Origin of the sequence: Tateyamaria sp. ANG-S1, assembly GCF_000814025.1 — a bacterium.
Lineage (GTDB): Bacteria > Pseudomonadota > Alphaproteobacteria > Rhodobacterales > Rhodobacteraceae > Tateyamaria.
The window spans coordinates 830,999-851,225 of sequence record NZ_JWLL01000003.1; the positions used below are offsets into that span (position 1 = coordinate 830,999).

Genomic DNA, 20,227 nt, shown 5'->3' on the forward strand with positions numbered 1-20,227 from the left:
GCAATCATGTTGCGAGGTGACCATGTCTGAGACGTGCAGTGTCAGCCGGTCTAACTGCCCAAACCAGCCATTCATTGGCTTGCCCCGAGCCGCAGTGCAGCTTCATCGAACCGGCCATTCGCCGCGCCTGGAAAATCTGGACACGGTCGAAATGACAGATCGCTGACTTTGCGGACGTTCTTGAAAGGTCCGCAAAGCAGGTTCGACTATCGTTATGCCGCCGACTCTATCTGTGTTTTGCCGTCATGCAGGAAGCACCTTTTGTCGAACAACGACAGGTCGACAGGATTTGGCAGTCGAATGTCCTCAAGGGTCGGCATGGTACTAGACGATAGCTCAAAAGGGCGGTCGATCTGCGAAATCAGAACTACTACCGCTCCGCGTTCGATGGCACATTTCTTCAGCGCCCGGACCTGTTCTTCAAGCGGTGGATTGTTGCGCCTTTGATCCAAAAGCTGCAAGTAGTCAACAACCACGAACGCATGAGCCGGCATATTGCCGAGGCGTTCAATGATATGAGCCGCGCAGATATCATCTGAGGTATCAACGACGATTGGCTCGTCATGCTCCTTAGGATCCAAACCAAGTTTTTCATACCGATCCCACACATCCGCGTCATTGTAGTCCAGCGAGAAAACGTAGCCTTTGCGACTGTTTTTCTTAGCTAACGCAGCCAACTCTAACCCAAGAAGGGTCTTGCCGTGACCCGGACGCGCACCGATCAGCACCATGTCGCTTGAATTGAGTTGGCTCATGATTTCCTTGGCGGGTGTCGCCTTGGAGTAGCTGGACGCCAAGTGGCTCCAGTCGCTGAAGCCTTCTTTGGCGGCAATTCGGTTGAGTGCTTGGTTGAGCTTTATGCCCTTATCACGTGCCAGCAATTTTGCTTGACGTTTCAGTGTGTAAATCGGCGATGAGAGTCTCATCTTGAACCTCCTCTTACGAACGATAGCCGCAATCCCTCCTTATGCGCGTGCTCGAACAGGTTGGGTCCGAAATGGTATCGTTCCGCATGTAAAATGCTGCCCCAGTGGAGGGGGGAGGCCCGAGCAAAGCCGTAAAGCGAAGCTACCCCGAGCAACTAGAATACTCAATCCGATTTCAGTCGTTCGCTGCACCCCGACGAGTGCTCAAGTTGGGCTCGCTGCTGACCTTCGCCGCGTCTAGCACTCATGCCGCCTCGCAGCCCACTCATACCATTCTTCTTCGGAGGGCCATGCAACAGCGCGATTCATTAAAGGTGCCGTTGCTGTGGTGACAAGGGTGAACAGAACAATTTACACGTAGAATGACCACAGGTGTTTCTGGCGCTTAATGCGGCGCTACAGCAACTGTACAGCTTACCGCAGACGATTGATTTTATCGATTTTTGAAAGACAGCTCACGATAATACACCTAGTTGGAGCTTCAAAAATCCAGTTAGTATTGTACCAATACGAAGGATGGCTGCGGTTGCAAAGCGAAACGCTAATTCTCACGAAGCGGGCGGTACGTTACATGACCCAGATGAACGCGCATTTTGGGTCTCGTGTTCACGTCGTCATTCAAAACAACGCAAGCGAGATAAAGCTGCCTTTCGGCACCGCTTTGTTGACTGCATCTGACGATCAGCTTGAGGTGTGCGTTTCCGGAGATGTCGCCGAGATCGGGCGACTAGAAAGGGTAATCGGCAGTCATCTGGAGCGCTTCGCCTTTCGTGACAATCCAAAGATCCTTTGGCGACGCACTTACGACACTGACTGACCAAAGGAACATGCCACCCAACTGGTCAACTGGCGCAGCGAGCAGGCTATCCCTGGGCTGAGGCCGATTTTTAAGAGCGCAATTTCGAGCAACTCAGCCTGCCACAAGACATATGAAAAGAGGCGCACGTCTGGCGCGCGCGCCTTTTTTATGTGAGTGGTGGACGGCGGTTCACTCTTCGGTGATAGGGCGAAGGATTGTGAAGACTTCACCCCGTTCGAGTAAGCCTGACATGGTGAATGCAAATTGGCCGATGTCCTGGCCTGACAAAGCTGTCATCACATCACCGGTGGGAGCATATCTGATGGCCAATGGCTGGTAGGTTGTCGGATCGGCATTGAACAACAGCCGTTGAGAATTCGGCACGGATGTGTCCGACATCGCCATTCCGAAGGGCCCATCGGTATACCAAACCGCGCGTTCTGAGGTCGTTATGTCGTTCTCACCAAATTCGCAGCCATCCGTGGTTGACGTGCCAGGGTCACGCACAGCCCCCGTAAAGCTGAACGCCAAATCTTCAGGCTGCGTCACGCTGCCAGCAACAGTGATCATCTCGCACGTCTCGGGATTTGGATCCTCATAGGTGAAGGCAATGTCTTCGACATAGTGAACTCCGTCGATCCCCGCCTTAGTCATCGCCTCCGCCAGGGGCTCAAAACTGGTCAAGGTGTTGTACGCATAGGCATGGTATTCGGTAACATTCTCGGAGCCTTCGAGATAGGGGTTTGCATCCAGCTGCACAGGGGGAAGGACAGCCGCCCCAAGTTGATAGACAACGTGGCGACCGCCTTCGGCGGTTGTGCCATCCTCGGAGGTGATTGAGATGCTTTCGCAGGTGATCGCACGCACCTGAGCGGTCACGCCATTGTCTTGGACATCAAGTTGGTAATCGGCCGGAACGACCTGCCGGGCGGTTTCTTCAGTGATGAAATAGGCACCGATAAACTCATGACAGGGGCCGAATTCGATGGTGCTTTGCACGGGCGCATCTTGCGCTTGGGATGCCCCTGCGATGAGAACGGGTGAAATCAGAAGTAGCCGGCGAAGCATGGTCATGTCCTCTCGATTTGATGGATGCTGGCGTGTGGGCCGCCAGTATGCTTCCCCAAACGTAAAGTCGTTGCCACGTCGATTTGAGCGCCAAAACATCGAAGGGTAGGTTCGAAAAACTTCAGGTTCGGCGCGCCCATTCCTTGACTAGTCTCCCTGTCAGCTTGGCTCTGACTGGGCACCGGCAAGTTTGGGACAACGCGCGAATGAAGACATCACGCCTCGAAGCGCTAAGCGACGGCGTGATCGCCATCATCATCACGATCATGGTGCTGCAGTTCGAGGTTCCAGACGCGCCGACGCTGGGCGCGCTCTTTGGATTGATGCCCACCTTTCTGAGCTATGCGATCAGCTGTGTTTTTGTCGGCATCTATTGGCACAACCATCATGTCCTGTTGCACAGTGTCGAACGGGTCTCGGCGTCGCAGCTGTGGCTCAACCTTAACTTCCTGTTTTGGCTGTCGCTTCTACCGTTCGCGACGGCCTGGATGGACAAACATGTTTTTTCTTCGGTGCCCGTGGCACTTTATGGATCTGTGATGTCGCTCTGTTCCGTCGCCTACGTTCTGCTGCGCCAAGCCGTTTTCCGGAATGCCGCAGGAAGGAAATCGCCGCACTTGGACCGCTCCAAGACAAAAGCCTTGGTTGGTTCGATGAGCTTGCAGTCACTTGGGGTTCTACTTGCGGTCGTCGCCCCTGTTCCCGCGATCGTCGTCTATGTCGCTTCGCTAGGGCCATGGCTTTTCCCTGACCGCGCCGCACCCGGCGTGTATCGCGGTCAGGGATAGGACAGATGCGGGCTCAGGCCTTTAGCGCTTCGAGGATCCGGTCCTGTGTCATTGGGGCATGGCGAAGCCGTTTGCCCGTGGCGCTATAGATCGCATTCGCCAAGGCTGCGGCGACGGCTTCTGTTCCAAAATCACCCACCCCTTCTGGGGCTTCGGTCGAGGGCATGAACACCACATCAATCGGCGGAATATCCGCCATCTTCAACACATTGTAGTTGTAGAAGTTCTGCTGATCGACCTGGCCGTTCGTGAAAGTGATCCTTTCGGACAGCGAATTGCTGAGATGGAAGATCAACCCGCCGACAACCTGGTTTTCAGCATTATCGGGATGCACGACCACGCCCACATCTGTGGCGCACCAAATATGTTTGAGATTTACGGCGCCGCTGCCCTCATCCAAATCAAGCTCGACGGCGATGGCCATCCGACCTTCGGTGAAACAGAGGCCAAGGCCCGGCCGTCCATCCCAGTTCGACATCTCTGCGATCTTGTCGAGCACGGCGAGGCCACGTTCATTGCCTTGGGTCAGACCGCGCCGAAACTCCAGCGGGTCGGTTCCAGTCTCCGCTGCGACCTCGTCAAAAAACGACTCCATTGCGAAGACATTGGCAAAGGCCCCGACCCCGCGCATGGGCGAGACTCGCACGTCGGATTCCACCCGAAGGATCTCCGCCTTGTACTTGGCGTAGGTGTAGCTCGGAAACAGCCCCGGCGTGGTGATTACTGGGAACCCGTTGCCCGAGCGAAGCCGGTATTGGTCGGCCATCCGGAGCGGTGTGTCGCTGGCCACCCGGTGGTAGAACGACGCAACTGTGCCATCTGCGTCTTCCACCGCCTGAATGTGATGCGCGGTGATGGGGCGGAAGCGCCCGGCATGGACATCACTTTCCCGGCTCCAGATCGACTTGACCGGCGCACCGTGGATCTGCGACAGGCGCACCGCATCAAGCGCCCAATCGTGATCCATGGCCGCACGTCTGCCAAAAGCGCCGCCGAGATAGCTGCGGTGCAACGTGATGTCCTCAGGCGCGATGCTTAACGCATCCCCTATGGCGCGCGTGAGATGACTGGGGGTCTGTGTGCCTGCCCAGAGCTCGACCTTAGCACCGCCTTCCGTTACGTTGGCAACAGCGTTCAAGGGCTCGATCTGGGCGTGGTACATAAAATCGGTTTTGTAGGTGCGCGCGTGAACCTTTACCGCATCTGCAATGATAGGCGCGAAATCCGTGGCTGGCGCGCCGACCATGGCCATCACGTCCATGCCTTCTATCGCCATATCTTCGGCGGTTTCGGCCAGCGCGTCCAGCGCGCCGTCGCTACTATACTCAGCGTCCGTTTCTGCCCGGCTCCATTCGACCTCGAGCAAGTCTTCCCCCGCCAGAGCGGCTTCATAGGTCGAGGCGACGATTGCAACGGCGTCGGGCAAGCGGGTGACCGCAACGACATTGGGCAGCGCCAGCACTTCAGCCTCGTTAGGGACATTGAGTGGAACGCGGTTGATGAAACAGGTGCGTTTGACCGTCGCGTACAGCATGCCGGGCAGCGCCACATCGATGCTGTAAAGCGTATCTTCGCCATGGACCTTTGCGGGTGTGTCGCGCCGCTGAAGATCGGGATTGCCGATCAGGCGGAACGTCGCGGGGTCCTTCAAATCGTCTTCCGTGACCTCGGGCAATTCCTCAGGCGTGCCGATGCTGGCCGCAACCTCGCCAAAGCCGAGCGACTGACCGGACGCCGCATGGACCACCATCCCGGGCTCAGTGGTCAGTTCACCAACCGGCACTGACAACATATCCGCCGCACCCGCCAATAAGACCTTTCGGATTTGTGCACCAGTCTGACGCAATTGGTCGTAAAACCCACTCACGGCAGAACTGCCCGCCGTGAGCATGATACCGTAGTGCCAGAAGGTTGGGTTTGCATAGGTCTGGTCATCGACGGGCGAGAAATCCACCGCCACCTTGTCCCAATCCGCATCCATTTCTTCGGCCACGATGATCGGGATTGCGGTCAATGAGCCGTTGCCCATCTCCGAGGCGGGAGAGACGATCTTGACCGTTCCATCAGAAAGGATTTCGACAAAGGCGGTGCTTAGGCGTTTCTCTGCCTCGGATTGCGCGAGCCCCGGTTTCGCGACGCTGAACGTAAAGAGCAGACCGGCTCCAGCCTGCAAGAACCCGCGACGTGACAGTTTTGCTGCATTGTTCATCAAATCACCTCCTTCGCAGCGCGTTGAATGGCTTTGATGATCCGCGGATAGGTGCCGCAGCGGCAGATATTGGTCATGTGCTCCGCAATCTCTTCCTCACTCGGTTCAGGATTGCTGGCCAAAAGACTGGCCGCATTCATGATCATGCCCGGCTGGCAATAGCCACATTGCGGCACCTGCTCCGCAGTCCAAGCTGCCTTCAAGGCAGCGCCGAGCTTATCTGTCATCCCTTCAATTGTTTCGACATTCGTGCCTTCGAGCGCGTCTGCCGGAACCTGACAGGCATGCACAGCCTTGCCATTGAGATGCACGATACACGCACCACACTGGGCCACGCCGCAACCGAATTTAGTGCCTTTCAGGCCCAGATGATCTCGGACAATCCAGAGCAAGGGCGTATCCGGTTCGACATCAATCGATACCGGCTGCTCGTTGATTACAAAGTTTGCCTTCATTCTGCTTTGCCTTTCTATTGTGGGGTCAACAGATATCGCCAACCCATGGGTGACCGTGGATCGACCTTCAAAAGGTGACTTGCAGCCCAACTTCATAGGAGACCGCATCGCGCGGCGGCGCACCGTTTGCCCCGCGCCCAGCTGTCACTGAGTCAAATCCGGTAAATTGGTCTGAGAAGCCGCTATCGACCCCGACCAGAAGCTGCAGACGCTCGTTCAGGTCGAAGCTGCTTTCGACGGCCCAATCCGCATCTTGGTCCGTTGCGATGGAAGTCGACCAGCCAGAGCCGCCAAAGTTAATTTGGATGACGTAGCGGTCAAAATCTGAAAACGGAAACCGCTCACCGGCTGGGTCTAAGCCTTGATAAGACAGCCCAATACCTTTGAAACTACCGAGGTTTGGTGGTGACCAGTTTGCCGATAGAAGTGTTCTAGAAGATCCTTTGACGCCGTCTCCTCCGGCGCCCTGAACCTCATGACTTGCAACCAGCATCAAGTTGTATGTGCGCCATGGGACAACTGCGCGATACAGCATGTCGTTGAGGTCATTTAGGCTTAGCGAGAACTGTCCGAGATCTGTTTTTGCCGTGCCGCCAAGCTCCCACGTTGCGCCCTGGATGCTATTAAAAGGTGGCGTATCCGGCAGCGATCTGCCCTGCCAAGTGGTGTATTTTCCGCCCGGGTTCCAGAAAGCGTCGAACGTGAAGAAGCTGCTGTCCAGAGTGTATCGCAGATAGTTTGCGGTCGGGGTATTGAACGAACCGGCGTCGCCCACACAGCGCATACGTGATGGCAGGCCATCATGAACCGCGTCGTCGCCCCCTTGGTAAAAGTTGTTTTGCCCATCATCCAAGATGTCGCCATCGATGAACGTCACATCGAGCGGGGTGCATCGGTTTTCGGATGTGAATGAGAGACGACCGTAGGCCCCTGTATCAAGGTAGAGCGTGAAGTCGTCTAAGATGGATGCGCGTGGTAAGTGCAGATCACTGACACCAAAATCCAGATCCAGGTCCAGACCGATCGTTGATGCGGCGACTGGCTGCGACCACTTCAGCGATAGATCAACGATCCCAAAGGCCCCTTGCACTGGCTGGTCTTCAAATCCACGTTGTTGATATCCCGATGAAAATCCAAACGTTGCGGAACCCGACACCTCTATATCTGCCGAGGCTGGCGAGGACACAACGCAAAGCATCGCGACCAACCCGGAAAGACTGGTACGTCTTGCGCTGTACGGAGGCCAGTTAGTCACGCTGAAACTCAAAGACGTGACCATTCTTGTTTTCGAGAAGGGACAGCAGATAGAGTTGGGCCACTTCAGAGGCTGGAACCCCACCATCGCCCCAACCCATCTTTTGCGCGGTTTCACGCACCATCGGCGTGCGCACAGCATTGATCCGCTGGCCATTCTCTAGGTTCAGAGCGGCGGCAGAAACGAACCCCTCGACTGCGATGTTGAACGTCGTCAAAGCAACAGATTTTGGGTTCGGATGAGTCGACAACATGCCACTCGTCAACGTAACTGATCCCCCAGGCTTGATGTAGCCTTGGCCAAGCCTGATCAGGTTGATCTGACCCATGAGTTTGTTGCGAAAGCCTGCCTCCCAGTCGTCTTCGCTGATACTGTTGAGGGGGCCAAACTTCGCGCCGCCGGCTACACAAATCACGCCATCAACGGGACCCGTTTCAGAATACATAGCCGCAATAGAGCTGGGTGAATTCAAATCCACAGAGACGTCACCGGAGCGGGACGCTTTGATCATTTCCCAATCGCTGGGCAGAGCCTTCTGAATAGCAGTTCCAACAGTTCCGCTGGCCCCAATGACGATGACCTTCATATACAGTACTCCCACAGCGACAGACGGCATACGAGAGGCGCGTCATGTTTCTTATTGGCGGGAAGCTATGCGCTGGCGCAGCATCAAGGGAGGTCAGTTTTTGGAATACAGGTTTTCATAATGTGGAAGGGCCAGCGCCCAATCAACAGGCACGGCAGAGTTGTCCTGACCTAGTGGGCGAGATGATCAATCAAGCGCCGGGTCAGCTTCTTCTGCGGCCCATTTTCCGGCCAGACGACATAGATGCCCAGAACCGGCAATTGCCAAGACGGCAAGACCTCTACAAGCGACCCAGACGAGAGTTCGTCCACAACCTCACGGTCCGGCAGATGCTGGATGCCGAGCCCTGCGATTACAGCAGATTTTGCGGCTGTGATGGTATCAACTTCAGTGGAAACATTGTCAGGTTCAAAGGTAAACACCTGTTCGTCTTGCAGCAGCGTGATCTCATCCGGGAGCATTGAAAGCGATACAAAATCGCAGCTCCGAAGATCCTCAGGTGCATGGATGGCTGGCCGCGACTTCAGATAGTCAGGGGAAGCAACCAGCGTGCGATGGAAAGGGCAGATGCGCTTTGTCATCAGGCTGCTGTCGGGCATGTTTCCAATGCGAATGGCGAGGTCAAACCCACCTTCTACGAGGTCTACCTGCTTATCGCTGCTGCCCACGAAGATCGACACCATCGGATTGTCAGATGAAAACTGCCAAATGGCGCGATAAAGGTTTGTGTGCTGACCAAAGGCGGGCATGGCGATCCTGAGAGCGCCAACGGGCTGATCCGATGTATCGCTGAGCGCGTCCAGCGCCTCATTGCCCGCATCCACCATACGGCGCGCGGCATCAAGGATCCTATGACCTTCTGGAGTGAGAGACAGTTTGCGCGATGACCTGAAAAACAAGCTCACTCCCAACCGGTTTTCCAGGTTCGCAATGTGATGACTGACCACTGAAGTCGACAACTTCATCCGCCGTCCCGCAGCTGAGAAACTGCCCGCATCAGCAACTGAGACGAAGATAGCGAGGGCGTGATAATCTTTTCTCATCGTTCGAAAATCTCAAAAGTAATCAGTTGCTACTTTCGTAAATCGAAACGATGGAATTGTCGAATGAGCCGCGAGGCCAGCGCGGCGGAATACCGCTGCCTTCACCCTAATTCGCGCAATTCCACGCCACTTTGTGCGCGATCAGGGTGTAAAGTGCCTTGGTTGAAGCGGCATCAAAACTTGCCAGAGTTAGCCCACTGTTCTTTTGGTGGCACGGGTTCTGAATTGTCCCAATGCTCAACGATCTTACCCGCCTCAACGCGGAAGAGATCGACCTGACACAGATCCTGCCCGTCCCATGTCGCACGGTTCAACGTGGCCACGAAATTCCCCTCAGCCACCGCGAGAAAGCACTCTTGATAGGCCAAAGGGCAGTCCGCCGCGCCGTAGAGGTTGAGGAAGGCCTCCAACCCGTCACCGACATCTGGATTATGCTGGATATAGGTTTCTGCATTGATGAACTCAGCCGCGCGGGACAGATCGCGATTGACTAGACATGTGGTGATGAAATCGATGACCAGCGCTTTGTTCGCCGCGGTCTTGTCATGATCGATGATCTCTGTTGCACCATCAATCTGCGTACGTCCCGAGGGGTTTGCAGACTTGATTGGGGCGATGACATCCCAATGCTCGATGATTTTACCGTCCGCATCAGAGTCGAAGAAATCCGTGGTCAACCATTCGGCTTCGGCATCATTGATGTTCTGGTAGCATTGCACGAAGACGTGTCGACCGTCTTGCAGCGCACGGACGATCTTGAAGTCGCGCTTTGGATTGCGCGCAATGAAGGGCTCGAAGAAGGCGATAAACCCCTCCGCACCATCTGCCACACCTGTGGAATGCTGGGTGTAGCGCTCGCCGGTATAGGCTGCGACGGCTTCGCGCGGGTGCCCTTTCTGAATGCCCTCAAGATAAAGAGCGATGGCGTTTTCCTTAGCGCTAGCCATGACGGTGATCCTTTAATTAGCGGAGGTATAGCGGGTCATGACGATGCTCTCGGCATCAACCCCGCCCATGAACTCCGCCGCGGCGGGGGCGGTCACAAAACTGTCCATCGACGCCTGTGCCGCTTCGTGACTCTCCCATTCAACAATTGCCACCCAGGCATCGCCCTCGTAGCCCGACTGGCGAGAGATGAAGCCCGGTTGTTGTGATACGTGTTCCGCATCAACCCGGGCGTCGATTTCTGCAAAGTCTTCCGGCGTCATGCCCTCTGCCAAGGTCATGGTGGCAACCTCGATCACAATGGTGTCGGCCTGGGCTATCGCCATGCCTGACAAAGTCAGAGCGGACGCCAAAAAGAGCGATCTAAACATACACTTCTCCTATTTTGCAGGAAACCAAAACTGGCTGGCCCCAAAGCGTTCATTCGTACAGCTCTCGGAACTCGACATTGGACTTGCCCAACGCAACGCGAAACGCGCACTACCAGCAGCAATGGTGTAACTTTCTCATCTCAGCGCGAAGGTAGTCGCAACCCTTCTTCAAAGGCACCTAGGATAAATCGTCGTCAGCTTTCGATAAATTGGAACGATAGATCTCTGTTGATACCGCAAGTTGCCTTGACATGACTGTCCGAGATTGCGCCCTGACCGCGGTTGCCCGCAGATGCGTACATCGGGACAATCCGACGATCCGCCCCAACTAAAATCACAACATGTGCCGGACTGCGTCTAGTTTGCCGTCACCTCTGCACGCGTGGCTTCTTCCGTTGTCAAAAAACGGGTCAGCACCTTTGCGAATAGGTCTGGTTCTTCTATGTGCACCAAATGTGCACAGTTTGGGATCACGCACAGAGATGTTTGGTCTATCCCTCGCCACAACGCTTCAGTCTGCGACCACGGATATGTTCTGTCGCGATCTCCCCAAATTAAGAGCGTGTCGCAGACAATATGATCCAAGGCCTCCACTCCGGACCATTTCTCCATTGCTTCAAGACCAGCGAGAATTGTCGAAAGGGTCGCTTTCTCGGCAAGCCGCGCAATGTCATGGAAGGCGCAAGACCTCTCTAGCTCTAAGAGCCATGTTGATGCAATCCCCCGCGCTGTCTCACACGCTCCATCTGCATGTGCACGACGTTTGCTTTCGCTAATGGGCTCGAACCGTCCCGGCAAAACACCAACCGGACCAGTCCCATAGAGTACGAGTTTGTCAATCAACACAGAATCGCGACGCGCCACCTCCTGCGCGATCATCCCACCCATAGAGTGGCCCAACAGATTGCAGTCGCTCACGCCTTGCTCTCGGAGTGTCTCAATCACCCAATCTGCATATGATCCAATGGACGGCAGCGGTGCGTCAGCCGCGGCCGCGCCGAAGCCGGGCAGATCCAACGCAATGACGTCATGGTCGTTCAATGATGAGGCAAGATTTGCCCATTGTTCCGAGCCGCCAAGGAAGCCATGCACAAGGACGAGTGGCTTCAATTCTTTTGGCCTTGCACGATGCGATCAAGGATCATGGCGCAGAAAAGAATGGAGAAGCCAGCAAGAATACCTTGGCCGACATTGGCGTATTGCAACGCTTCCAGCACATCTTCACCAAGACCTTTGGCTCCGATCAAGGACGCAACAACGACCATCGCGAGAGAGAGCATGATGGTCTGATTGATGCCAGCGCGGATCGACGGGCTTGCAAGCGGCAAATCGACCTTGGTGAGCAGATACCACTTATTCGCACCAAAACTAATCGCAGCTTCGCGCACACTGTCCGGGACCCCACGAAGTCCGAGCACTGTGAGGCGCACAACAGGCGTGCCGCCAAAGATCATGGTCGTCACTACCGCGGCAGGTTTTCCTGTCCCAAAGAAAGCTATGACCGGGATCATGAAGACAAAAGCGGGCATGGTCTGCATAAAGTCCATGATTGGTTGGATGAACCTGTAAAAGCGCGGGCGGCGGGCTGCGAACATTCCCAGCGGAATACCAATAACAATCGAAAGGCAGGCAGCCGTCCCAAGGAGCGCGAGGGTCGTCATGGCTTTTTCCCAGAAACCCAACAGGCCCATATAGGCGAGGAACGCACCCGAGTAGATTGCAATGCGAACGCCAGCCGTAAGCCATGTGAGCAGGATGATAAGCGACGCGATGACGATCCATGGCGTGCTCACAAAGATCAGCTCCAGCGCATCAAGTATGAGCCGGATTCCATAGGTGATCCCATCAAAGAAAGCATCGCCATTCACGACCGCCCAGTTAAAGAATGCCTCGACGCCATCGATACTGACCAGTCGGATATCCGGCTCTGTAGGAAAGGCGCTGAGAAGGTCGAAACGACCTGGGAAGCTGTAATGCACCATCGCGACCGCAACCATCACGACCATGAAAACCGAACTGAATACGATTTGTGAAACGGGCAGCCCTGACCGGATGCTCTTGTTGGACAGCCAGTCTGAAAACCGCGCCTCAAGTGCCCAGTTCGCCACCGTTGACTGAACCGCTTTGACAATCACCAAGATGATAAAGCCGGTGAGAGCAATGGTAGGTCCTTCTGCTGCAAGAGCCTCTGCTTCCGCACGAATTCCACCGATATTTGCCTCCAGCCCGTCAACAGCACGTTGAAAGGCATCAACCCGATCCGAGCCACTTTCGATTGCGGCAGCAAGCTGCTGACGTCGGAGTTCCAAGGTCCCTTCAATCGATGAGATGCGCGCCATAGCGTCAGCGGCAAGGTCACCGAACAAGCCGCGCGCGATCTGGACAAACGCAAGGGCCTCAATAATCAGAAAAGACAGCGCCCACGACCAGAGGCCCCGCGCACCAAACCAGATAGGTCCGAAAAGGCCAGCCATCGCGTTGAATGTGGGGGTAAACCGGGCCGACGCACCCACACGGTCAAAATTCGAGATGTAGTAATCTGGGCTTGTCCGGACGAAGGTCCGGATGTTTGCGCGCCGCTCTTCTGCATATGCAATGGCAGCCGCGCTTTCGGTATCTTCGAGCGGATTGATCGTCTCGTCTTTCATGACACTTCTGTCCCTTCGATAACCGTGCGCAACAGATCCGCCCGGGTAATGACGCCAACGTCGGAACCGCCATGCTCAACGAGGATCGGCTTGCTGTCGTCTATCGCCAGATTGATCAGGTTGCTGAGCGTTTCTTGATCGCCGACACGTACGACATCTGCGGGGAGTGGACCCTCCTTCGCCACGAAGCTCTGCACAGGTTGCATAACCGCGCGGGCGTGCACGACTTTAAGCCTTGAGATACCCGCGACAAAATCGGCGACATAGTCATCTGCGGGGTTCATCACGATATCTTCCGCGGTGCCGATCTGCACCATGGCACCGTCACGCATGATCGCAATACGGTCACCGATGCGCACAGCTTCATCCAGATCGTGCGTGATGAAGATCGTGGTTTTCTTCAGGATTTTGGACAGGCGGATGAACTCATCCTGCAACTGCCTCCGAATGAGCGGGTCGAGTGCTGAAAATGGTTCATCCATCAAAAGCACATCGGGGTTTGCCGCCAACGCGCGTGCAAGGCCCACGCGCTGTTGCATCCCACCCGACAGCTCATGAGCGAATTTTGAGCCCCATGCACCAAGCTCAACAATGTCCAGGATCGCCGCCGCTTGGCGCATCCGCTCATTCTTGGGGACCTGCCGGATTTCGAGCGGCATGGCCACGTTGTCCATCACAGACCGGTGAGGCATCAGCGCGAAGTTCTGGAACACCATGCCGATCTTGCGGTTCCTGAAATGCTGAAGTGGGGTCGGCGCGAGAGCCATCACGTCAGTGCCTTCAATCTCGATCTTTCCGTCTGTGGGCTCAAGAAGTCGATTGAAATGGCGGACCAAGGTGGATTTACCGCTTCCCGACAAACCCATGATGCAGAAGATCTCGCCCCGGTTCACGGAAAGGCTGACATCGGCAACACCAACAACGGCGTTGTGTTGGCTCAGAACCTCGGCCTTGGTGAGCCCGTGTTCACGGATCGCCTGAAGCGCCGCTTCGGGTTTGTGGCCGAAGATTTTCCAGACGTTAGAAATCTCGATTACAGTCTCGTTTGACATGGCGGTCCTCTATGGACAGAGCGGCACCGACATGATCGGTGCCGCTGGTTTGTCATCTTACAGGCCAAGCATGGCGTCGACGCGATCAGAGTTGGCCTCAACCCAGGCTTTGGCCGCATCTGCAGCGTCCATTCCGTTGCTGATCTCGAAAGCCAGCCCGCTCACGTCATCCGCCGTCAGCGCAAAGTTTGCGAAAAACTCTGCGATGGCGGGGGAGCGGTCAGGAAGCGAGTTCGACCACGCAATCTGGACCTCTTTCAGCGCGTCCTTGGTCGCAACCATGGAGTTTTCATACCAATCTGCATCGTCAGATGGCTGCACCATGACGTATTTCGCCGGGTCATAGGTCGGTTCCGTCAGCATACGCACGTCAAATTGGAACCAGACCGCATGGGGCGTGTAGCAATAGAATGCGTAACCTTCGCCCTTCGCGATTGAGTCTTTGATGCGCGCTGTCTTCACGCTTTCCTCGGCCCGGATGGGTTCAACGAAGTCAAGAAGGCCGTAGTCACGTGTTTTGACTTCGTTCACGTTGGCAGAGGCCCAGCCGGGCGCACCGATCCACATTTCACCAAGGCCGTTGCCGTCGCTGTCCATCAACGCTGCCACATCTGGCCGACCAAGATCAGCGATATCGGTGATGTCATTGGCAGAGCCAAAATCTTCAGTGACGCAGAAACCTTGATTGCCTTCATAGGGATTGGAGGACAGCGTGACAGTGCCTTCATCTTCCACATATTTCTTTGTGAAGCTTTCCTGGTTGGGCAGCCATACATCGGGGTGGACGTCGATATCGCCGTTTCCTTGCCCCATTGCCTGGAAGATCGTGGCATTGTTGCCAGGCACATACTCGACCGTGCCGCCAATCCGTGACATCACAACTTCACCCAACACGTGGGCGATGGCCTGTGCGCCCGTCCACGATGGTACGCCGATCGCCACCTCCTCAGCGAAGGCCGGGGCGCACATTGCGCTGACAACTGCCGCGCCAAAGAGCATCTTGGTCTTGTTCATGGGATTGTTCTCCTTGTTGGTCGTGAATTTCATCAGGTTTGGTATCCGGGCAGTCCAAAGATTTCCGGGTAGCCGAAGAGTGCGGCACTGCCACCCGTGTGGAGGAAGACGACGTTATCCATGCCGTCGAAATATCCTTTGCGGATCAGGGTGATGAGCCCATCGAGCCCCTTGCCTGAATAGACCGGGTCAAAGAGTAGGCCCTCGGTTTGGGCCAACAGCTTGATGGCCTCAACCATGCCGGGCGTGGGCTTGCCATAACCTGGGCCGACATAGGCACAATCTGCGCGTACCGCACTACGCGCGATCGTTAACCTTGTTCCCAAATGCTCGGCTGTTCTTACTGCTAAGTCATGCACCATGGCCTCTTGCTTCTCTTGCGGCGCGCGCACGCCAATACCGAGAAGATGAATGTCGCTGTTGAGTGCGCTCAGGCCCGTCACCAGGCCAGCTTGGGTTCCGGAACTGCCTGTCGCATGTACCAGGGCGTCAATGCCCAATCCCATATCCGCCGCTTGCTCGGTCAGTTCGCGGGCACAATTGACATATCCAAGGGCACCAATTGCGTTGGATCCACCGCCGGGAATGATGTACGGCTTCTTTCCATCCGCCAGGAGCGTGTCGGCAACCTCTTCCATCTCTGAATTCATATCCGCACCGCCAGGGCGCTTCGATACAGGCGCGCCGTGCAGTCTGTTGAGGAGGACATTCCCGCTAAGCACGTACGGGTCATCATTTGCTCCAGTGCGATCCTCCAGCAAAATGGTGCAGCCCATGCCCAGTTTTGCAGCCGCTGCCGCGGTTTGGCGCGCATGGTTGGATTGTGTTGCGCCTTGGGTGATGATCGTGTCGGCACCACAGCGTTGCGCATCTGCCATCAGATATTCCAGCTTGCGGGTCTTGTTGCCTCCGGTGGACAGCCCGGTGCAATCGTCACGCTTCACCCACAACCGCGGCCCACCCAAGTGCTCACTCAGACGGTCCATGGGTTCGAGCGGCGTTGGCAGATGGCCCAGTTTAACGCGCGGAAAACGAGCGAGCGCGATTGACAATTCTTTGCACAGGCTCATTGAAATATCCGCCGATGGGGCTGCATTTTGCTCTGCCATGTTGTCGATATGCGCCATGCTCCGCCTCTCTGATTGCTAGACGAGCCAAAACAAAGCCTACGCTGATGTGAAAAAGAAATGCTTTTTCTCTTGCCTAGCCATACTGTTGCTTTGCCTGGAAGGAGAACGGCATGGATTTAGCGTGGCTCGACGACATTCTCGTGCTCCTCGAAGAGCGCAATATGACCCGCGCGGCAGAGCGTCGAAACATAACCCAGCCAGCGTTTTCACGACGCATCCGCAGTTTTGAAGACTGGCTTGGCGCGCCAATCATCGACCGCCAAGCGAATAGGATCGAACTCAGTGACGCCCTTGCATCCAGGGAAAACGAAATTCGCGCACTTGTGGACCGATTGCGTGGACTGCGTACAAATATAGCAAATTACGACGCGCGTCAGCAGCGCCTTACGATTGCAGCGCAACACGCCCAGGTTTGCTCCAGCTTTCCAGACATGGCGCTCCGGGCACGCACGGCGTTCCCTGGCCTGCACATTCGCCTTCGAGCTGCCAATGTGGATGATTGCATCAGCGCATTATTGCGCGGCGATGCAGACATGTTTCTGTGTTACGAGGCGGAGCATGCACGTTCACTAGACTTTGGTGAGGGAATACTGCGTGGCAACTGGGGCTCTGATTTCCTGGTGCCCGTTGTCGGAGGGTCTTTGCGCTACAGTGTGCGCGCTAGTGGCCATATTGATGAGGCATCACCTGCAATTGTTTATCCCGAAGATAGCTACTTCGGCCGCATCCTCGCGCGTGGACAAAGAGAGTTCGGAACGGCACAGTATGCTGCAAATCCAGTGTGCGTAACAGCTTTCTCGAGTGGCGTGGTCGAGCTTGTCCTATCTGGCCTAGGCGTTGGCTGGCTGCCCTACAGTATGGTTCACCGACATGTGGCAAGCGGAACAATGATTTCCTTGGCCAACACACTTGGGCAGGAGCCGCTTAGGGTGGCGATGTTTGCGAATTGCGATGTGCCCATCGCTCGGGACTTGATGGCGTTTTGGCAAAACACCTGATGGCCTTTCCGCCTAACCCGACTGTATGTCGGGAAAGACCGAAGTCTCTTTTACTGTGCCATAGGCGAACCGCGTATCGATTGACGCAAGCCCCCCAATCCGCTGCAACCGGTTCCGAACGAAGGTCTCGTAGCTCTCAAGGTTTTGCACGACAACGCGAAGCTGATAGTCGGCTTGACCCGCCATTACGTAGCAATCAAGGACCTCGCTCATTTGTGCAACTGCGCGTTCAAAGGTCGCTACCGTCTCATCATCGTGACGCTCAAGACGGATCGCAGCGAATGCCATCACAGACAAACCGTAAGCTTTGGCGTTTATCTGCGCGCCATAGCCTTGGATAATGCCCGCCTTTTCAAGCAGCTTCACGCGTCGAAGACATGGAGACGGGGACAGGTTCACCCGTTCAGCCAAATCCTGGTTGGTGATGCGCCCGTTTTGCTGAAGCACGCGTATGATCTGGCGATCTTTTTCATCCATTGGGCCCTCGATTGGCAGATTCTGCCAAAATGATGCGTATTTGTGGCCACATTGGCAATCCGTAGCTGCCGAATTTGTTTAGGCTTTCCTCAAACGACGGAGGTCAGACATGCCGGAAATCCAGGGCTTTGCAACACGTGCCATCCACCTTGGATACAACCCCGCGGAGCATCACGGCGCTTTGACACCTCCATTGCACATGTCGTCCACGTTCTCTTTTGAAACGGCAGAGGCGGGAGGCGAGGTCTTTGCAGGTGATCGGGAAGGCTACTTCTACTCCCGCATATCCAACCCAACCCTCGACCTGCTGGAGAAACGGGTTGCATCTCTGGAAGGTGCCGAGGCTGGGCTGGCGCTCGCCTCGGGCATGGGCGCCATCACATCGACGCTTTGGACGCTTCTCAGCCCGGGCGATGAGCTTCTTGTCGATCAAACGCTTTACGGCTGCACATTTGCATTCATGAACCATGGGCTTGCCAAGTTTGGCGTTCAAGTCACGCATGTGGATATGACCCAGCTAGAACTGGTTGCGGCGGCGATCTCTAACAAGACCAAGGTGGTCTATTTTGAAACACCGGCCAACCCGAATATGCGTCTCGTCGATATCGCGGCAATTTCGGAGATCGCCCACACACAACGGGCAACCGTCGTTGTTGATAACACCTATGCCACACCCTACCTGACGCGGCCCATCGAGTTTGGGGCGGACCTCGTCGTGCATTCGGCGACGAAGTATCTGGGCGGACATGGCGATCTTGTCGCTGGGCTTGTTGCCGGACGCGCCGAGGCCATCGCCGAGATCCGACTTAAGGGCATGAAAGACATGACCGGTGCTGTGATGGCACCAATGAACGCGCTCCTCGTGCAGCGTGGCTTGAAGACTCTGGCTCTTCGGATGGAACGGCACTCGGAAACGGCGCAACACGTCGCCGAATGGCTCTCCATGCAGCCGCGCGTTGCCTCGATCAGCTACCCAGGCTTGCCGGAGTTTTCGCAGTTTGAACTTGCGCAACGCCAAATGGCGCGCCCGGGCGGGATGATTGCATTTGAGATGGCGGGGGGCATCTCAGCAGGCAGGGCATTGATGAACCGGCTCAAAATGATCCAGCGAGCCGTTTCACTCGGGGACGCGGAGACGTTGATCCAGCATCCGGCCTCGATGACCCACTCGACCTACAGCCCAGAGGAGCGCGCGGCGCATGGCATCAGCGATGGGCTGGTTCGTCTCTCCATTGGGCTTGAGGACGCGGAAGACATTCTGGCCGACTTGGAGCAAGCGATGGCTGACACCCATATGGCTGTGGCAGTCTGATGCTTGATTCAACATCTCTTCCTCCAAAGGCCGCCATGTCGCTTTCCATTAGTATCGGACCAAACATCCGAAAATCTGCCTACTTCGATGCCACCATTCGGGATGGTGTGCAAAGTTTCTCAGTTTACAATCACATGCTTATTCCGAGCCATTATGGCGATCCTGACGCGGAGTATGATCGTTTGCTCAACGGCGTTGCGCAGTGGGATGTTGCCGCACAGCGGCAAGTTCAACTACAAGGGCCCGACGCTGGGAAACTGGCGCAGTATCTGACACCAAGAAACCTTGCAAAGACGCGCGTTGGTCAAGGCCGTTATGTGCCGCTTTGCGACTACGATGGTTGGCTGATCAACGATCCAGTTCTCTTGAAATTGTCAGATCAGACGTATTGGCTCTCTGTCGCCGACAGTGACGTTCACTTGTGGGCCGCGGCAATCGCAAACGAAAAAGGCTGGGATGCCACTGTCAGCGAACCAGACGTGTCTCCGATGGCAATACAAGGACCAAAGGCTGTCCATGTTGCCGAGGCGCTGTTTGGAGCTGCCGCAGTAAATCTCAAGTTCTTCGGATTTATCGAGACGTCGGTTGACGGCATTCCTGTTGTACTGGCGCGGTCTGGATGGTCGAAACAAGGCGGGTACGAGCTTTATCTAAGGGATCGTAGCAAAGGCACAGCGCTTTGGGACATTGTGAACGAGGCCGGTCAGCCCTTTGGCATCGGTCCCGGTGCACCCAATGATGTTGAGCGACTTGAAAGTGGGCTTGTCTCCTATGGTGCGGACATTCGTTGGCAGGACTGGCGTGCCACTCCATTTGAAATAGGACTTGGATCACTCGTCGACCTTAAATCTGAGCACGAGTTTGTTGGGCGCGCCGCCCTCGAAGCGATGGCTGCAAGAGGGCCACAAAGGAAGCGGGTCGGATTTGTTCTGGATGGATCCCCCGCGTTTCCTGGTCATCCCTGCCCGGTCACAGGCAATGGCAAAGACATTGGCTATGTCAGCGAATTCGCGTTCTCGAAGCGTTTGGGGAAAACAATCGGCGTGGGTTTGGTCGATGCTTCCGTATCGGAAAAAGAGACCAAGTTGACCGTTGCAACCGATAGCGGACCAGTTGCTGCCCGTTTCCACAGAATTCCATTTGTGTGAGGC

General features: G+C 55.7%; 20 protein-coding genes. 5 read left to right on the plus strand and 15 right to left on the minus strand.

All coding sequences use genetic code 11. From position 1 onward, the window contains the following. Nucleotides 1–212 precede the first annotated feature (212 nt). The gene (locus RA29_RS05940) at nucleotides 213–926 is read right to left on the minus strand and encodes a DNA helicase (protein ID WP_039683713.1); all 714 of its coding nucleotides are present in this window, start codon (nucleotides 924–926) and stop codon (nucleotides 213–215) included. A gap of 388 nt (nucleotides 927–1,314) precedes the next feature. On the opposite strand from RA29_RS05940, the gene RA29_RS23755 reads away from it, so the two are divergent. Then, entirely contained in the window at nucleotides 1,315–1,743 is a 429-nt protein-coding gene (locus RA29_RS23755; protein ID WP_082029445.1) for a DUF2218 domain-containing protein, read from the plus strand. A gap of 171 nt (nucleotides 1,744–1,914) precedes the next feature. Here the strand turns inward: RA29_RS23755 and RA29_RS05950 are convergent, their stop codons facing one another. Then, nucleotides 1,915–2,799: a hypothetical protein gene (locus tag RA29_RS05950; RefSeq protein WP_152612938.1), complete on the minus strand. Its 885-nt coding sequence runs from the start codon at nucleotides 2,797–2,799 to the stop codon at nucleotides 1,915–1,917. A 200-nt stretch (nucleotides 2,800–2,999) separates the two neighbouring features. Here RA29_RS05950 and RA29_RS05955 point away from each other — a divergent pair, with 200 nt between their 5' ends. Beyond that, entirely contained in the window at nucleotides 3,000–3,581 is a 582-nt protein-coding gene (locus RA29_RS05955; RefSeq protein WP_039683716.1) for a TMEM175 family protein, read from the plus strand. A 13-nt stretch (nucleotides 3,582–3,594) separates the two neighbouring features. Here RA29_RS05955 and RA29_RS05960 read toward each other — a convergent pair whose 3' ends face one another. From RA29_RS05960 to RA29_RS06015, 12 genes are all read right to left on the minus strand, one after another. After that, nucleotides 3,595–5,790 carry a molybdopterin cofactor-binding domain-containing protein gene (locus RA29_RS05960; protein ID WP_039683718.1) on the minus strand — a complete coding sequence of 732 codons (2,196 nt, stop codon included), beginning with the start codon at nucleotides 5,788–5,790 and terminating at the stop codon, nucleotides 3,595–3,597. Next, nucleotides 5,790–6,245: a (2Fe-2S)-binding protein gene (locus RA29_RS05965; RefSeq protein ID WP_039683720.1), complete on the minus strand. Its 456-nt coding sequence runs from the start codon at nucleotides 6,243–6,245 to the stop codon at nucleotides 5,790–5,792. Before RA29_RS05965 ends, RA29_RS05960 begins: the two co-directional genes overlap by 1 nt. 67 nt (nucleotides 6,246–6,312) lie before the next feature. Beyond that, nucleotides 6,313–7,512 carry a hypothetical protein gene (locus RA29_RS05970; RefSeq protein WP_206540139.1) on the minus strand — a complete coding sequence of 400 codons (1,200 nt, stop codon included), beginning with the start codon at nucleotides 7,510–7,512 and terminating at the stop codon, nucleotides 6,313–6,315. After that, nucleotides 7,493–8,086, minus strand: a complete 594-nt coding sequence (locus RA29_RS05975) for a short chain dehydrogenase (RefSeq protein ID WP_039683723.1) — start codon at nucleotides 8,084–8,086, stop codon at nucleotides 7,493–7,495. Before RA29_RS05975 ends, RA29_RS05970 begins: the two co-directional genes overlap by 20 nt. A 170-nt stretch (nucleotides 8,087–8,256) precedes the next feature. Continuing rightward, nucleotides 8,257–9,129: a LysR family transcriptional regulator gene (locus tag RA29_RS05980; RefSeq protein WP_039683725.1), complete on the minus strand. Its 873-nt coding sequence runs from the start codon at nucleotides 9,127–9,129 to the stop codon at nucleotides 8,257–8,259. A gap of 173 nt (nucleotides 9,130–9,302) precedes the next feature. Continuing rightward, nucleotides 9,303–10,076, minus strand: a complete 774-nt coding sequence (locus RA29_RS05985; RefSeq protein ID WP_039683727.1) for a nuclear transport factor 2 family protein — start codon at nucleotides 10,074–10,076, stop codon at nucleotides 9,303–9,305. Nucleotides 10,077–10,088: 12 nt separating this feature from the next. Next, nucleotides 10,089–10,445 carry a hypothetical protein gene (locus RA29_RS05990; protein ID WP_039683729.1) on the minus strand — a complete coding sequence of 119 codons (357 nt, stop codon included), beginning with the start codon at nucleotides 10,443–10,445 and terminating at the stop codon, nucleotides 10,089–10,091. 357 nt (nucleotides 10,446–10,802) lie between these two features. Then, a complete protein-coding gene (locus RA29_RS05995) occupies nucleotides 10,803–11,555 on the minus strand; it encodes an alpha/beta hydrolase (RefSeq protein WP_039683730.1) in 753 nt (250 codons plus the stop codon). Further along, nucleotides 11,552–13,093, minus strand: a complete 1,542-nt coding sequence (locus tag RA29_RS06000) for an ABC transporter permease subunit (protein WP_039683732.1) — start codon at nucleotides 13,091–13,093, stop codon at nucleotides 11,552–11,554. The genes RA29_RS05995 and RA29_RS06000 overlap by 4 nt, the downstream gene beginning before the upstream one ends. Then, a complete protein-coding gene (locus RA29_RS06005; RefSeq protein WP_039683733.1) occupies nucleotides 13,090–14,145 on the minus strand; it encodes a betaine/proline/choline family ABC transporter ATP-binding protein in 1,056 nt (351 codons plus the stop codon). The genes RA29_RS06000 and RA29_RS06005 overlap by 4 nt, the downstream gene beginning before the upstream one ends. Before the next feature lie 57 nt (nucleotides 14,146–14,202). After that, nucleotides 14,203–15,159 carry a glycine betaine ABC transporter substrate-binding protein gene (locus tag RA29_RS06010; RefSeq protein WP_039684072.1) on the minus strand — a complete coding sequence of 319 codons (957 nt, stop codon included), beginning with the start codon at nucleotides 15,157–15,159 and terminating at the stop codon, nucleotides 14,203–14,205. Between the two features lie 32 nt (nucleotides 15,160–15,191). After that, complete coding sequence (locus tag RA29_RS06015) at nucleotides 15,192–16,229, minus strand: D-cysteine desulfhydrase (RefSeq protein WP_241462560.1); 1,038 nt, start codon at nucleotides 16,227–16,229, stop codon at nucleotides 15,192–15,194. A 170-nt stretch (nucleotides 16,230–16,399) separates the two neighbouring features. Between RA29_RS06015 and RA29_RS06020 the strand changes: the two genes are divergently transcribed. Next, nucleotides 16,400–17,287: a LysR substrate-binding domain-containing protein gene (locus RA29_RS06020; protein WP_039683735.1), complete on the plus strand. Its 888-nt coding sequence runs from the start codon at nucleotides 16,400–16,402 to the stop codon at nucleotides 17,285–17,287. Nucleotides 17,288–17,299: 12 nt separating this feature from the next. On the opposite strand, the gene RA29_RS06025 is transcribed toward RA29_RS06020, so the two are convergent. Further along, nucleotides 17,300–17,764, minus strand: coding sequence for an Lrp/AsnC family transcriptional regulator (locus tag RA29_RS06025; protein WP_039683737.1), 465 nt, complete (start codon nucleotides 17,762–17,764; stop codon nucleotides 17,300–17,302). Between the two features lie 109 nt (nucleotides 17,765–17,873). On the opposite strand from RA29_RS06025, the gene RA29_RS06030 reads away from it, so the two are divergent. Both RA29_RS06030 and RA29_RS06035 read left to right on the plus strand, forming a co-directional pair. Next, nucleotides 17,874–19,076: a methionine gamma-lyase gene (locus RA29_RS06030; protein ID WP_039683739.1), complete on the plus strand. Its 1,203-nt coding sequence runs from the start codon at nucleotides 17,874–17,876 to the stop codon at nucleotides 19,074–19,076. Beyond that, the gene (locus RA29_RS06035) at nucleotides 19,076–20,224 is read left to right on the plus strand and encodes a glycine cleavage T C-terminal barrel domain-containing protein (protein WP_342666386.1); all 1,149 of its coding nucleotides are present in this window, start codon (nucleotides 19,076–19,078) and stop codon (nucleotides 20,222–20,224) included. The genes RA29_RS06030 and RA29_RS06035 overlap by 1 nt, the downstream gene beginning before the upstream one ends. Nucleotides 20,225–20,227: the final 3 nt, after the last annotated feature.

What these genes read in the sequence shown, in the direction of transcription:
- RA29_RS05940 (WP_039683713.1), bottom strand. Translation starts at nt 926, where the DNA reads ATGAGACTCTCATCGCCGATTTACACACTGAAACGTCAAGCAAAATTG.
- RA29_RS23755 (WP_082029445.1), top strand. Translation starts at nt 1,315, where the DNA reads ATGCGGCGCTACAGCAACTGTACAGCTTACCGCAGACGATTGATTTTA.
- RA29_RS05950 (WP_152612938.1), bottom strand. Translation starts at nt 2,799, where the DNA reads ATGACCATGCTTCGCCGGCTACTTCTGATTTCACCCGTTCTCATCGCA.
- RA29_RS05955 (WP_039683716.1), top strand. Translation starts at nt 3,000, where the DNA reads ATGAAGACATCACGCCTCGAAGCGCTAAGCGACGGCGTGATCGCCATC.
- RA29_RS05960 (WP_039683718.1), bottom strand. Translation starts at nt 5,790, where the DNA reads ATGAACAATGCAGCAAAACTGTCACGTCGCGGGTTCTTGCAGGCTGGA.
- RA29_RS05965 (WP_039683720.1), bottom strand. Translation starts at nt 6,245, where the DNA reads ATGAAGGCAAACTTTGTAATCAACGAGCAGCCGGTATCGATTGATGTC.
- RA29_RS05975 (WP_039683723.1), bottom strand. Translation starts at nt 8,086, where the DNA reads ATGAAGGTCATCGTCATTGGGGCCAGCGGAACTGTTGGAACTGCTATT.
- RA29_RS05980 (WP_039683725.1), bottom strand. Translation starts at nt 9,129, where the DNA reads ATGAGAAAAGATTATCACGCCCTCGCTATCTTCGTCTCAGTTGCTGAT.
- RA29_RS05985 (WP_039683727.1), bottom strand. Translation starts at nt 10,076, where the DNA reads ATGGCTAGCGCTAAGGAAAACGCCATCGCTCTTTATCTTGAGGGCATT.
- RA29_RS05990 (WP_039683729.1), bottom strand. Translation starts at nt 10,445, where the DNA reads ATGTTTAGATCGCTCTTTTTGGCGTCCGCTCTGACTTTGTCAGGCATG.
- RA29_RS06000 (WP_039683732.1), bottom strand. Translation starts at nt 13,093, where the DNA reads ATGAAAGACGAGACGATCAATCCGCTCGAAGATACCGAAAGCGCGGCT.
- RA29_RS06005 (WP_039683733.1), bottom strand. Translation starts at nt 14,145, where the DNA reads ATGTCAAACGAGACTGTAATCGAGATTTCTAACGTCTGGAAAATCTTC.
- RA29_RS06010 (WP_039684072.1), bottom strand. Translation starts at nt 15,159, where the DNA reads ATGAACAAGACCAAGATGCTCTTTGGCGCGGCAGTTGTCAGCGCAATG.
- RA29_RS06015 (WP_241462560.1), bottom strand. Translation starts at nt 16,229, where the DNA reads ATGAGCCTGTGCAAAGAATTGTCAATCGCGCTCGCTCGTTTTCCGCGC.
- RA29_RS06020 (WP_039683735.1), top strand. Translation starts at nt 16,400, where the DNA reads ATGGATTTAGCGTGGCTCGACGACATTCTCGTGCTCCTCGAAGAGCGC.
- RA29_RS06025 (WP_039683737.1), bottom strand. Translation starts at nt 17,764, where the DNA reads ATGGATGAAAAAGATCGCCAGATCATACGCGTGCTTCAGCAAAACGGG.
- RA29_RS06030 (WP_039683739.1), top strand. Translation starts at nt 17,874, where the DNA reads ATGCCGGAAATCCAGGGCTTTGCAACACGTGCCATCCACCTTGGATAC.
- RA29_RS06035 (WP_342666386.1), top strand. Translation starts at nt 19,076, where the DNA reads ATGCTTGATTCAACATCTCTTCCTCCAAAGGCCGCCATGTCGCTTTCC.